13 protein-coding genes and 1 pseudogene are annotated in these 12,207 nt (G+C 71.0%); 6 read left to right on the top strand and 8 right to left on the bottom strand.

Going from position 1 to position 12,207, the window contains the following annotated elements; translation table 11 throughout:
• Positions 1-8: 8 nt before the first annotated feature.
• Positions 9-686 carry a PAQR family membrane homeostasis protein TrhA gene (gene trhA / locus BCF44_RS30770; RefSeq protein WP_211353295.1) on the top strand — a complete coding sequence of 226 codons (678 nt, stop codon included), beginning with the start codon at positions 9-11 and terminating at the stop codon, positions 684-686.
• Positions 687-715: 29 nt separating this feature from the next.
• Here the strand turns inward: trhA and BCF44_RS30765 are convergent, their stop codons facing one another.
• Both BCF44_RS30765 and BCF44_RS30760 read right to left on the bottom strand, forming a co-directional pair.
• A complete protein-coding gene (locus BCF44_RS30765) occupies positions 716-1,276 on the bottom strand; it encodes a hypothetical protein (RefSeq protein ID WP_116177915.1) in 561 nt (186 codons plus the stop codon).
• Between the two features lie 172 nt (positions 1,277-1,448).
• The gene (locus BCF44_RS30760) at positions 1,449-3,461 is read right to left on the bottom strand and encodes a thioredoxin domain-containing protein (protein WP_116177914.1); all 2,013 of its coding nucleotides are present in this window, start codon (positions 3,459-3,461) and stop codon (positions 1,449-1,451) included.
• A 67-nt stretch (positions 3,462-3,528) separates the two neighbouring features.
• On the opposite strand from BCF44_RS30760, the gene BCF44_RS30755 reads away from it, so the two are divergent.
• From BCF44_RS30755 to BCF44_RS30740, 4 genes are all read left to right on the top strand, one after another.
• Positions 3,529-4,860: a 3' terminal RNA ribose 2'-O-methyltransferase Hen1 gene (locus BCF44_RS30755; RefSeq protein ID WP_116177913.1), complete on the top strand. Its 1,332-nt coding sequence runs from the start codon at positions 3,529-3,531 to the stop codon at positions 4,858-4,860.
• Entirely contained in the window at positions 4,857-7,337 is a 2,481-nt protein-coding gene (locus BCF44_RS30750) for a polynucleotide kinase-phosphatase (protein WP_116177912.1), read from the top strand. The genes BCF44_RS30755 and BCF44_RS30750 overlap by 4 nt, the downstream gene beginning before the upstream one ends.
• Positions 7,338-8,009 carry a nucleotidyltransferase domain-containing protein gene (locus tag BCF44_RS30745; protein WP_116177911.1) on the top strand — a complete coding sequence of 224 codons (672 nt, stop codon included), beginning with the start codon at positions 7,338-7,340 and terminating at the stop codon, positions 8,007-8,009.
• Between the two features lie 73 nt (positions 8,010-8,082).
• Positions 8,083-8,838, top strand: coding sequence for a nucleotidyltransferase domain-containing protein (locus tag BCF44_RS30740; RefSeq protein ID WP_116177910.1), 756 nt, complete (start codon positions 8,083-8,085; stop codon positions 8,836-8,838).
• Here BCF44_RS30740 and BCF44_RS30735 read toward each other — a convergent pair whose 3' ends face one another.
• From BCF44_RS30735 to mca, 6 genes and pseudogenes are all read right to left on the bottom strand, one after another.
• Positions 8,839-9,090 (bottom strand): type II toxin-antitoxin system RelE family toxin, encoded by a 252-nt coding sequence (locus BCF44_RS30735; protein ID WP_116177909.1) that lies wholly within the window; start codon positions 9,088-9,090, stop codon positions 8,839-8,841. It lies immediately after the preceding gene.
• Between the two features lie 17 nt (positions 9,091-9,107).
• On the bottom strand, positions 9,108-9,371 hold the full coding sequence (locus BCF44_RS30730) for a type II toxin-antitoxin system Phd/YefM family antitoxin (RefSeq protein WP_246015805.1): 264 nt from the start codon (positions 9,369-9,371) through the stop codon (positions 9,108-9,110).
• Between the two features lie 102 nt (positions 9,372-9,473).
• Positions 9,474-9,830 carry a hypothetical protein gene (locus BCF44_RS30725; protein ID WP_116177907.1) on the bottom strand — a complete coding sequence of 119 codons (357 nt, stop codon included), beginning with the start codon at positions 9,828-9,830 and terminating at the stop codon, positions 9,474-9,476.
• A 76-nt stretch (positions 9,831-9,906) separates the two neighbouring features.
• Entirely contained in the window at positions 9,907-10,515 is a 609-nt protein-coding gene (locus tag BCF44_RS30720) for a sucrose phosphorylase domain-containing protein (RefSeq protein ID WP_116177906.1), read from the bottom strand.
• Positions 10,516-10,530: 15 nt separating this feature from the next.
• Positions 10,531-10,740: pseudogene (locus BCF44_RS30715) on the bottom strand (hypothetical protein); the annotation flags it as partial.
• Between the two features lie 20 nt (positions 10,741-10,760).
• Positions 10,761-11,642 carry a mycothiol conjugate amidase Mca gene (gene mca / locus BCF44_RS30710; protein WP_116177904.1) on the bottom strand — a complete coding sequence of 294 codons (882 nt, stop codon included), beginning with the start codon at positions 11,640-11,642 and terminating at the stop codon, positions 10,761-10,763.
• Positions 11,643-11,763: 121 nt separating this feature from the next.
• Between mca and BCF44_RS30705 the strand changes: the two genes are divergently transcribed.
• Positions 11,764-12,189, top strand: coding sequence for a DUF4307 domain-containing protein (locus tag BCF44_RS30705; RefSeq protein WP_116177903.1), 426 nt, complete (start codon positions 11,764-11,766; stop codon positions 12,187-12,189).
• Positions 12,190-12,207 lie beyond the last annotated feature (18 nt).

Below are 12,207 nucleotides of genomic sequence, written 5' to 3'. Positions count from 1 at the left end.
TCGGACGCGTGACCGTTGCGACCCTCGACCAAATCCCACCCACGCCGCCGAAGCCCCGGCTGCGCGGCTGGCTGCACTTCTGGTCGTTCTTCGCCTCGCTGGCCACCGGCGCGACCCTGGTGTCGGTCGCCGCGGCCACCGTGTCGGCGAAGGCGGCGATCGCGACTTCCGTGTACGGGCTGACGATTCTCGGCCTGTTCGGGGTCAGCGCGCTCTACCACCGCCGGACCTGGCTGAGCGTGCGGGCCCGGACCGTGATGAAGCGGCTCGACCACTCGATGATCTTCGTGTTCATCGCCGGCACGTACACGCCGTTCGCCCTGCTGGCCCTGCCCGGCACGACCGGCACCATCGTGCTGTCGGTGGTGTGGGGCGGCGCGCTGCTGGGCGTGGCGCTGAAGATGGCGTGGCCGCACGCGCCGCGCTGGCTGGGCGTGCCGATCTACATCGCGCTCGGCTGGGTCGCCGTGTTCGTGCTGCCCGATTTGTTGCACCACGCGGGAATCGCGTCGTTCGTGCTGCTGCTCGTCGGCGGCGCGCTGTACACCGCCGGGGCCGTCTTCTACGGCACGAAGTGGCCGGACCCGTGGCCGAAGGTGTTCGGGTACCACGAGTTCTTCCACGCGGCGACCGTGCTGGCCGCGCTCTGCCACTACATCGCCATCTGGTTCGCGCTCTACCCGTGAGCGGACGAACCGCCCACGGGTAGAGGTTTTCAGCCCAAATCCGGCCCCTGGTTGCGAACGTCGTTCACCTTCTGCATGGCCTGACGCAGTTCGGTCAGCCATGTGTCGGCGTGCTCGCCGACCAGCCGCACCGCCCAGGCCAGCGCCTCCGAGCGGGAACGCGCGACGCCGGCGTCGACGAGCGTGTCCAGCACCAGCCGCTCGGACTGGCGCAGCCTCGTCATCACCGGCGCGGACAGCGTGGTGAACAGCTCCGTGCTGCCGCCCTGCTTCGCGCCCCACGCGACCTTGCGGCCGTAGCGGTGCTCGGCCTGCCGGGCGATCTCGATGCGTTCGTCGCGGGTCTGCTCGCGGAACCGGCTGATCCGGCCCGACTCGGCGGCGGCTCTTGCCGCGTCGTCGGCGAAGTCGCCCTCCAGCGCCGGCAGCTCGCCGACGACGACGATCTCCTCGCGGTCGATGGTGACCTCCGGCGCGCCGGTGAACCAGCCGTCCGGCAGCCGCCCGGCGAACCAGGCCGGCGCGTCCTCGGCGGACGGCACCTCGCCCTGCTGCCAGCCGCCGCGACCCCGTGCGAAGCGTCCGTGCATGACGCCCTCCTACCGCTTGATTACATGATTACACCGCTTCACAGTACGCGCGGCAACGCGTGCAACAAGGGTCGTTCACCGGCGGCAGAAACGCCACATGCGCTTCCTATGTGGCATCTGACGCCACATAGGAAGCGCATGTGCAGAAAATTGAACGGTGTTCAGGCGCTACTTAATGGCGTTCAAGGGCCACGACCAGCTCGTCCGTGGAGCCGACGGGGCGGTCGCAGACGTAGCCGCGGCAGACGTACGCGGCGGGGGCGTCGTAGATCAGCGGACGGTCGGCGAGCAGCGGCACCGAGTCCGGCGCTCCGGCCAGCACGACCGCCCCACCGGGGACGTGCGCCAGGGCGACGTCACGGAGCGACTCGCCGCGCGGGTCGCCGTGGGTGGTGGCGATGGCGACCTGGATGGGGCCCTGCGCGATGGCTTCGGCGACCGTCAGCCAGTGCCCGGCGAACCGTGGCGCCCGCGCCACGAGCAGGCCGGCACGGGTGACTGCGGCCTCGGCGGCGGCCCGATAGCGCGAGGCGCGGTCGTACCCGACGAGCGCGGACGCCGTCAGCAGCGCACCGGCCAACGACGACGCCCCGGACGGGCTGGCGTTGTCGCTGACGTCGGCGGGCCGCCCGACCAACTGCTCGGCGTCGTCGGCGGTGTCGTGGAAGACGCCCGCTTCCGTCGGGTCGGCGAACCGCTCCAGCGCCGTGTCCAGCAGCTGCACGGCGATCTCCAGCCACTCCGCCGCGCCGGTCGCCTGGTGCAGCGCCAGCAGCCCCTCGGCGAGGCAGCCGTAGTCCTCCAACACGCCGGCAGCGGTGCCGACGACGCCGTCACGGGAGGTCCGCCGCAGCCGACCGTCGACAAGGTGCACGCGAACCAGCAGCGACGCCGCCGTGGCCGCCAACGCGATCCACGCGGGCTGTCCCAACGCGGCACCGGCCTCGGCCAGGGCGCCGATGGCCAACCCGTTCCATGCCGTCACGACCTTGTCGTCACGGGCCGGCTGCGGACGCTCCATCCGCGCCGCCAGCAGCCGCGCCCGCACCGAGGTCAGCCGGTCAAGATCCTCGACGTCACGCAGCAGCTGGAGAGTCGAGGCCCCCTCCTCGAAGGTGCCCTCCTCCGTCACCTCGAAGATCTCGGCCGCCCACGCCCCGTCCTCGGCGCCGAGGACATCCACCAGCAGCGAGGGTGTCCAGACGTAGGTCAGTCCCTCGACACCGTCGGTGTCGGCGTCCAGGGCGGCGGCGAAGCCCCCCTCCTCGGTGCGCAGCGAGCCGGCCAGGAACTCCGCGGTCTCGATGGCGATCCTCGACGCCAGCGGGGATCCCGTGCGCCGCGCGAAGTGCGCGTAGGCCCGCAGCAGCAACGCGTTGTCGTACAGCATCTTCTCGAAATGCGGCACCACCCAGCCGGCGTCCACGCTGTACCGCGCGAAGCCGCCGGCGAGCTGGTCGTACATGCCGCCGCGGGCCATCGCCTCGAACGTGCCCTCGGCCAGCGACAGCGACTGCACGGAGCCGGTGCGCTCGTGGTGGCGCAGCAGGAACTCCAGCGTCATCGACGGCGGGAACTTCGGCGCGCGGCCGAATCCGCCGTGTGTCCGGTCGTACTCGGCCAGCAGCGACACCACGGCCCCGTCCAACACCTCGGCGTCCACGGCGGACTCCGGCAGCGGCCGGGCGTTCTTCGCCAATTCCGCCACGATCTGACCGGCCGCCTGCCGCACCTCGTCGCCGCGAGTGGTCCACGCGTCCACGACGGCGGCCATCAGCTGACGGAAGGACGGAATGCCCGGGCGCGGCAGCGGCGGCGAGTAGGTGCCGCAGTAGAACGGCTCGCCGGCGGGCGTCAGGAAGCACGTCATCGGCCAGCCGCCCTGGCCGGTCATCGCCTGCGTGGCCGCCATGTACACGGCGTCGACATCGGGGCGTTCCTCGCGGTCCACCTTGATGTTGACGAAGTTCCGGTTCATGATCTCGGCGGTCTCGGTGTCCTCGAAGGACTCGTGCGCCATCACGTGACACCAGTGGCACGCCGCGTAGCCCACGGACAGCAGCACCGGCACGTCGCGGCGGCGCGCCTCCGCGAACGCCTCCTCCGACCACGGCCACCAGTCGACCGGGTTGTCGGCGTGCTGCAGCAGGTAGGGGCTCGTCGAGTCAGCGAGGCGGTTGGCCATGCGCCCCAGCCTGCCACTCGGGGAATCCACATGCGCGCCCCCGCGACCATCGGGAACACTGGCGCGTGTGCTCCTGACCCTGACCACCACCATGCCCCAGGCCACTGACCTGGGCTTCCTGCTGCACAAGCACCCGGACAAGGCGCAGACGTTCACCGTGTCCGCGGGCGCCGCGCACGTGTTCTACCCCCGCGCGACCGACGCGGAGTGCACGGCGGCGCTGCTGCTGGAGATCGACCCGATCGCGTTGGTCAGGGGCGACCGAGGTCAAGGCCTGTTCCAGTACGTCAACGACCGGCCGTACACCGCCAACTCGATGCTGGCGGTGGCGATCGGCGCGGTGTTCCGGACGGCCATGAACGGCCGCTGCGACCTCAAGCCGGAGCTGCCGGGCCGGGAGCTGCCGCTGCGCGTCCACCTGCCGGTCGTGCCGGCCCGTGGCGGCGCGGACCTCGTGCGGCGGCTGTTCGAGCCGCTGGGATGGACCGTGGACGCCGTGCCGGTCGAGGAGTCGCGGTACGTCGACCTGACGCTGACCGGCTCGCTCCGGCTGGCCGACGCGCTGAACCACCTCTACGTGCTGCTGCCCGTGCTGGATGACGGCAAGCACTACTGGGTGGCCCGCGACGAGATCGACAAGCTGCTGCGGGCCGGCGAGGGCTGGCTGGCCGGCCACCCCGAGCGGGAGCTGATCAGCCGTCGATACCTTGCGCACCAAAGAGGTTACGTCCGTTCGGCGCTGGAGCGGCTGGGCGAGGTGGACGAGTTCGACCCGGAGGACGTGGCCCCGGTCGAGCGCCGAGAGTCCCTCGCCGAACTCCGGCGCGGGGCGGTGCTGGCCGTGTTGCGGCAGGTCGGGGCCCGGCGCGTGGTCGATCTCGGCTGTGGGCCGGGGGCCTTGCTGCGGCTGCTGGTGAAGGATCCGCAGTTCGAGGAGATCCTCGGCGTCGACGTGTCGGCGTCGACGCTGCGCACGGCGGCCGATCGGCTGGGCGACAGGGAGTTGCGGCGCGTCACGCTGCGGCAGTCGGCCTTGACGTACAAGGACGCGGAGCTGGCCGGCTACGACGCGGCGGTGCTGATGGAGGTCGTCGAGCACCTCGACCCGCCGCGGCTGCCGGCGCTGGAGCGGTCGGTGTTCGGCGCGGCCAGGCCGCGGACCGTGGTCGTGACCACCCCGAACGTGGAATACAACGTGCGCTACGAGACGCTCGCGGCGGGCGCGTTCCGCCATCCGGACCACCGGTTCGAGTGGACTCGGGCGCAGTTCTCGGCGTGGTCGGAAGCCGTTGCCGCACAGCATGGTTACCGCGTCCAGTACCTTCCCGTCGGAGAAGTGGATCCGGACCTGGGTCCGCCGACGCAGATGGCCGTGTTCACGAGGGAGGAGGGGTCTTGAGCGAGCTGGTCATTCCGCAGTTGTCGCTGGTCGCGCTGGTCGGCGCGTCCGGCTCCGGCAAGTCCACCTTCGCCCGCAAGCACTTCCGCGCCACCGAGGTGATCTCCAGCGACCGCTGCCGCGGGCTGGTGTCCGACGACGAGAACGACCAGTCGGCCACCGGCGACGCGTTCGACGTGCTGCACTACATCGCCGGGAAGCGATTGCACAACGGGAAGCTGACCGTGGTGGACGCGACCAACGTGCAGCGCGAGGGGCGCGCCGGGCTGGTGCGGCTGGCCCGCGAGCACGACGTGCTGCCGGTCGCGATCGTGCTGGACCTGCCGGAGTCCGTGTGCGCCGAGCGCAACGAGGCCCGGGCCGACCGGGACTTCGGCGTGCACGTGATCCGACGGCAGCGCAACGACCTGCGCCGGTCGCTGCGGTTCCTGGAGAAGGAGGGCTTCCGCCGCGTGCACGTGCTGCGCTCGGTGGAGGAGATCGAGGCCGCCACGATCCGCCGCGAGCCGCTGGTCAACGACCGGCGGGGTGAGACCGGACCGTTCGACATCATCGGCGACGTGCACGGCTGCCGGCTGGAGTTGACGGAACTGTTGACACGACTGGGATATCACGTCGAGGGCGACTTCGCGTCGCACCCGGCGGGCCGACGCGCGGTGTTCGTCGGCGACCTCGTGGACCGCGGGCCGGACACGCCGGGCGTGCTGCGGCTGGTGATGAACATGGTCGCCGCCGGCACGGCGTTGTGCGTGGCCGGGAACCACGAGAACAAGCTGGTGCGCGCGCTGCGTGGTCGCAACGTGCAGGTGACGCACGGGCTGGCGGAGTCGCTGGCGCAGCTTGCCGACCAGTCCGACGACTTCCGCAAGCAGGCCGAGCAGTTCTGCTACGACCTGGTGTCGCACTACGTGCTGGACGGCGGCAAGCTGGTGGTCGCACACGCCGGGCTGCCTGAGCGCTACCAGGGGCGGGCGTCCGGGCGGGTGCGGAGCTTCGCGCTGTACGGGGAGACCACCGGCGAGACCGATGAGTACGGGCTGCCGGTGCGGTACCCGTGGGCCAACGACTATCGCGGCAGCGCGACCGTCGTGTACGGGCACACGCCGGTGCCGTCGGCCGAATGGGTCAACAACACCATCTGCCTCGACACCGGTTGCGTCTTCGGTGGCTCGCTGACCGCGCTGCGATACCCGGAGCGGGAACTCGTTTCCGTTGCGGCGCAGCAGGTTTGGTACGAGCCGGTGCGGCCGCTGGCGCCGGAGGCCCCGGTGCGGCCGCCGGAGGAGCTGGACGTCACCGACGTGCTGGGCAAGCGCACCGTCCAGACGTCGTCGCACGGGCGGTTGACCGTGCGCGCGGAGAACGCGGCGGCGGCGATCGAGGTGATGAGTCGGTTCGCGATCGAGCCGGCGAAGCTGCTGTACCTGCCGCCGACCATGGCGCCCGTGGCCACGTCGAAGCGTCCGGAGGTGTTGGAGCACCCGGAGGAGGCCTTCGCCGGGTACCTGCACGACGGCGTGGATCGCGTGGTGTGCGAGGAGAAGCACATGGGGTCGCGGGCGGTCGTGCTGGTATCGAGGGACGGCGGCGCCGTGCACACCCGCACCGGCCGGTCGTTCTTCGACGAGGAGCTGACCGGACGGTTGCTGGAGCGGATCCGCTCTGCCGCGGGAAAGGCGGCGCTCTGGTCCTCTTTGGACAGCGGCTGGCTACTGCTGGACTGCGAGCTGCTGCCCTGGAACGCCAAGGCGGGCGCGCTGATCCGCGAGCAGTACGCGGCCGTCGGCGCGGCGGCTTCGGGCGCGCTGCCGGCGGCGGTGGACGTGCTACGGGAAGCTTCCGGACGCGGCGTGGACGTGTCGGAGTTGTTGGCACGAACGGAGTCCCGCTCGGTGAACGCGGCCGCCTACCGTGCGGCGTACGAGCGGTACTGCTGGCCGACGGAGGGGTTGAACGGCATGCGGATCGCCCCGTTCCAGCTGCTCGCGTCGGAGGGCGCCACGTACCACGACCGGCCGCATTCGTGGCACCTCTCCGTTGCCGAACAGCTGTCGGCCGCCGACCCGGAACTCTTTGCCACCACGGCGAACCTGACCGTGGACACGACCGACCCCGAGTCGGTGCGGTCCGGCGTGCGCTGGTGGGAGGAGCTGACCGGGGCCGGCGGCGAGGGCATGGTCGTCAAGCCGCTGGCCAACCTCACGCGCGGTCGGCGCGGATTGGTGCAGCCGGGGCTGAAGGTACGCGGGCGGGAGTACCTGCGGATCATCTACGGGCCCGACTACACCGAGCCGGGCAACATCGACCGGCTGCGGCAGCGGGGCCTGGCGGCCAAGCGGTCGCTGGCCGCACGGGAGTACGCGCTGGGCATCGAGGGACTGGAGCGGCTGGCCCGCGGCGAGCCGCTGTGGCGCGTGCACGAATGCGTGTTCGCCGTGCTGGCGCTGGAGTCCGAACCCGTGGATCCGAGGCTGTAGATGATCGAGCACACCGTCCTGTCCGTGATCGTCGGCTCGCACGCGCAGGGCCTGGACACCGGCGAGTCCGATGTGGACCGTCGGGGCGTGTACGTGCCGCCGACCGCGCTGTTCTGGCGGTTCGAGAAGCCGCCGGCCTCGGTCGACGGGCCGGAGCAGGAGCGGCTGAGCTGGGAGGTCGAGCACTTCCTCGCGCTGGGGCTGAAGGGCAACCCCAACGTGCTGGAGGTGCTCGCCTCCGACCTTTTGGAGACGTGCACGCCGCTCGGCGACGAGCTGCGGGCGCTGCTGCCGGCGCTGTTGTCCCAACGCGTCGCCGACAGCTACCGGCGGGCCACCGCGCAGCAGTTCGCGCGGGCCGCCGCCGCGATGGCCAGCGGCGGCACGCCCCGGTGGAAGCAGGTCATGCACGTGATCCGGCTGCTGACCCAGTGCGACCGGATGCTGACCAGCGGGGAGCTGGTGCTGCGCGTCGGCGAGCACCGGTCGCAGCTGCTGGCCGTCAAGGAAGGCGATGTGCCCTGGCCGGACGTCGTGAAGTGGGTGGAGGATCTGCGCGACCGCACCGCGCGGGCCGTGCTCCGCTCCCCGCTGCCCGCGGTGCCCGACACCGCCGCGGTCGAGGACTGGCTGGTGTCGGTGCGCCGGAGATCCGCTTTGGAGGGCCAGTGACCGAGCTTGCGAGGGCACCGTTCAACACAGGGACCTGGGTCGCAGACCCGCCGAGCGCTAGCGAGGTGGGCCGGTGACCGCCGTGGACGTTCCCGGGCTGCGCGAGGTCGTCGCCGAACAGCCGTACCAGCTGCTGTTCGCGACCGTCTCCGGCGCGCATCTGTACGGCTTCCCGTCCGCCGACTCCGATGTGGACCTGCGCGGCGTGCACCTGCTGCCCGCCGACGAGGTCGTCGGGCTGCGGCACGGGCCGGAGACGCTGGAGCGGATGTGGCAGCGCGACGGCGTGGAGCTGGACCTGGTCACCCACGACCTGCTCAAGTTCGCCCGACTCCTGTTGCGGCCCAACGGGTACGTGCTGGAGCAGCTGCTGTCGCCGCTGGTCGTGCAGACCTCCGACGCCCACGCCGAGCTCGCCGGCTTCGCCGGGGACTGCGTCACCCGGCGGCACGCCCACCACTACCGGGGCTTCGCCCGCACCCAGTGGCAGCTGTTCGGCCGCACCAACGAGCTCAAGCCGCTGCTGTACACGTTCCGGGCGCTGCTCACCGGCATTCACCTCATGCGCACCGGCGTCGTCGAGGCCAACCTGCCCGTGCTGGTCGCCGACCTCGGCGGCCCCTCGTTCCTGCCGGACCTCGTCGCCGCCAAGGCCGCCGGCGAGCACCTCACCCTCAGCGGCGGGCCGGCGCCGGAGCTGCTGTGGCGGACGTACGAGCAGTGGCTGGCGGCGCTCGTCGAGGCCCAGGAGCGCTCCACCCTCCCCGAGCAGCCCACCGCCGAGCCCCACCTCCACGACTTCGTCGTGACCCTGAGGCTCAAGACCTGATCAGGCGTGGTAGACGTCGGCACGGTGATCGATTCTCGCCACGTCGATCCGACGAGCCGCGTCATCGGTCCGGTAGACGACGCGGTACGCGCCGCGACGGGTCGAGTGCCAGCCGCCCAGCGGCCCCATCAACGGCTTGCCGATCCGATGCGGGTTCTCGGCCAGCGGCCCGAGGATGAACTCGACGCAGGCCGCGGCGATCTTCTCGGGCAGTCGTTGCAACGTGCGACGAGCGCCAGGCGCGACTGCCACCTGGCAGGGAGCTTCGTTCACCGGTCACCGAGGAATTCGGCCGCGAGGTCCTCGCCGGTGACGTAGTCGCCGGCGTCGATGTCCGCCTCCGCGGTCTGGATCTCGAGCAGCGCGCCCGGCGTCGACAGGATCTCGATCGTCTCCTCGAGCGCCGCAAGATCCTCGGGGGCCATGATGACCGCCGCCGGATGTCCGTGCCGGGTGATGGTCACCCGGTCATGGGTCCGCTGCACCTCGCTGACCACCTCGGACAGGTGGTCTCGGGCGTCGCCGAGCGGCATCGTCGTCACGAGCCCAATGTAGCCAAAAGTCCCGCCAAAAAAACAAGGCCTTCAGCGAGCCGCCAGTCTCAGTTCTGCCTGAAACCTACATTCGGTGTGTCCCTAAGCGCGACTCGCGGGGGTTCGGGACCTGGCGAAGAGGACGAGGCTCGCTACGAGCGTGGTCAGGATGAGGGCGTGGTAGGTGAGGTCGGGGACGGAACGGGGGCCGGTGCCGGCGGTGATGGCGGTGATGCCGACGAGGGTGCCGAAGGTGGCGAAGCCAATGCTCCACAGGGCGATGGCCCGGGCTCGCCGGAGGCCGACGAGCACGCACGCCGCCCCGGCGGCCACCACTACCCCGATCACCGCCTCGGGACCGGCGGCGGCCGGCTCCCACTCGACGGTGAGGTGCAGCAGCGACGCCACCAGGAACGTCGCCGCCTCCACGATCATGAGGTAACCGAATCCGCGTGCCATGGGCCCAGGGTCCCGGCCACGGCCGGCCGGCGCGTCGGCCCGGAGGCGACAATCGGCCGTACGAGCGGCCGCGTACTCAGGCGAGGATCTCCAGCCACGGATGCGCGGGATGCTGCTGCCGAATCAGGTCGGCGCACCGGTGCCGGCCGGCGGCGTCCAGCCACGGCAGGGTCGCCACGAGATCGGTCTCGTCCCGGGCGGACGCCTCACCTGCCTTGAACAGCAGCACGAGCTCGGGCCGCAGGTACCGGATCCCGCGCGCCTCCCAGGTGGCCTCGGTCAGCGGCATCGCCAGCGTCGAATCCCCCGGGTACACCCACTTGCCGTCGCGGTCGCCGGTGAGCTGGATGTCCAGCAGCCACGGCGCGGTGGCGTGCTCCCGGACCCACAGCCCGTCCGTCCACGACGGCAGCTGCGAGGCGTCGCGCACGGGCTTCATCGCACCGTCGCCGACTGCCCACACGTGGAACCGCCGCGAGAAGTGGGCGATCACCGCGTAGACGTCACGTTCGAACACGCCGATGTCGATGTCGCCGTGCTCCCGGCGGACGGCGGCATAGGCCTCGATCGCCCAGCCGCCGTTGATCCACCAGGGCACCTCGAGACCGGCGCACAGCGCTACGGCGTCGTCCGGTTTGACCATGGCCCACGGGCCGTACCACCGGACGACGTCGTCGTGGTCCACCTACTCCCCGGTCTTCGAGGCGTTGCTGTCGGCCGGGTCGTCGAAGCTGGCCGGCACCCGCTTGAGGTGCTTGGTCATCGACCGGATCAGGAACGCCACCGCCACGAAGAACAGGATCAGCACCACGAAACCGACGGGCGTGGACTTGCCGAAGTCCTCCCCCTGACCGCCCTGGTCGGTGTTGGCGGGGGTGGTGGTCGCGGTGGTCGTCGCGGCCAGCGCCACCTCCTGGACCGGGAAGCCGGTCACACGTGCACCTTCTCTCGAACTCCGGCGAACAGATCGTCCTCGGGCAGCGTGGTGTCCACCAGCGACCGGACGAGCTCGTACTCCTCGGTCGGCCAGACCTCGCGCTGCATCTCCAAGGGTACGGCGAACCACCGGGAGGTGGGATCGATCTGGGTGGCGTGCGCCCGCAGCGCCTCCAGGCCGACCTCGAAGTAGTCGGCACACGGCACCTGGGTGGTGACCCGCTCCATGTTGTCCCGGCGGTTCGGGTCCCAGTTGGCCAGCCACTCCGTGTACGGCGACTCCTCGCCGCGGGCCAGCAGGCCCTCGTGGAACGCCGTCATCTTGGCCTTGAGGAAGCCGTGCGAGTAGTACAGCTTGAGCGTCTGCCAGGGCTCGCCGGCCTCGGGGAACTGGTCCGGGTCGGCGGCGGCGTCGAAGGCGGCCACCGACACCTCGTGGGTGCGGATGTGGTCGGGGTGCGGGTAGCCGCCGTTCTCGTCGTACGTGACGATCACGTGCGGCCGGAACTCGCGCACCACCCGGACCAGCGCCTCGGTGGACTCCTCCAGCGGCACCAGCGCGAAGCAGCCCTCGGGCAGCGGCGGCTTGGGGTCGCCCTCGGGCAGCCCGGAGTCGACGAAGCCCAGCCAGCGGTGCTGGATGCCGAGGATCTTGGCGGCGTTGGCCATCTCCTCGCGGCGGATCGCCGACATGTTCTCCAGCACGTCCGGCCGGTCCATCGCGGGGTTGAGGATGCTGCCCCGCTCGCCTCCGGTGCAGGTCACGACCATCACGTCGTGGCCCTCGGCGACGTAGCGCGCCATTGTGGCGGCGCCCTTGCTGGACTCGTCGTCGGGGTGTGCGTGCACTGCCATCAGGCGCAGCTTCTCGGCCATGGTCCCCTCATCGTCGTATCCACCCTGCCCGCCGTCTCCACCGGGGGCCCAGGGATACTCAACGCAGGCGTCGAGCGACATTGTTCCAAAGGGGTCCGACAGTCCCGAGTGAGGAGGCGACATGGTCACCCAGCGTGAACTCCCGGCCGGTCGCTACGGCTCGCGGGACAAGCGCCGCGGTCCACGCTGGGTGTACTGGGCGGTGCTGGCCGTGTTCGTCGTGGCCGGCTTAGTCGTGGCCTACGTCGCCTACGTCAACCTCGGCGACGGCCCGATCACCACCGAGTCGGCCAGCTACAGCGTGGTCGACGACGGCTCGGTCAAGTTCGGCTTCACGGTCACCCGGGACGACCCGTCCAAGCCCGCCGACTGCATCGTACGGGCCCGCGCGGGCGACGGCGACGAGGCCGGCGCGCGGGAGGTCTACGTGCCCGCCGGCGGCGCTCAAAGGACAGTTGACACCCTGGTGCACACGTCGAAACGGGCAGTGATCGTAGAGGTGTACGGCTGCTCGTACCAGGTCCCCCCATACCTCAAGAACGGCTAGCCGCCAAGCGGGTGAACC

This window comes from Kutzneria buriramensis (assembly GCF_003387475.1).
Lineage (GTDB): Bacteria > Actinomycetota > Actinomycetes > Mycobacteriales > Pseudonocardiaceae > Kutzneria > Kutzneria buriramensis.
Note: the sequence above shows the minus strand (reverse complement) of the source record. Positions and strands in the feature narration are given on the sequence as shown.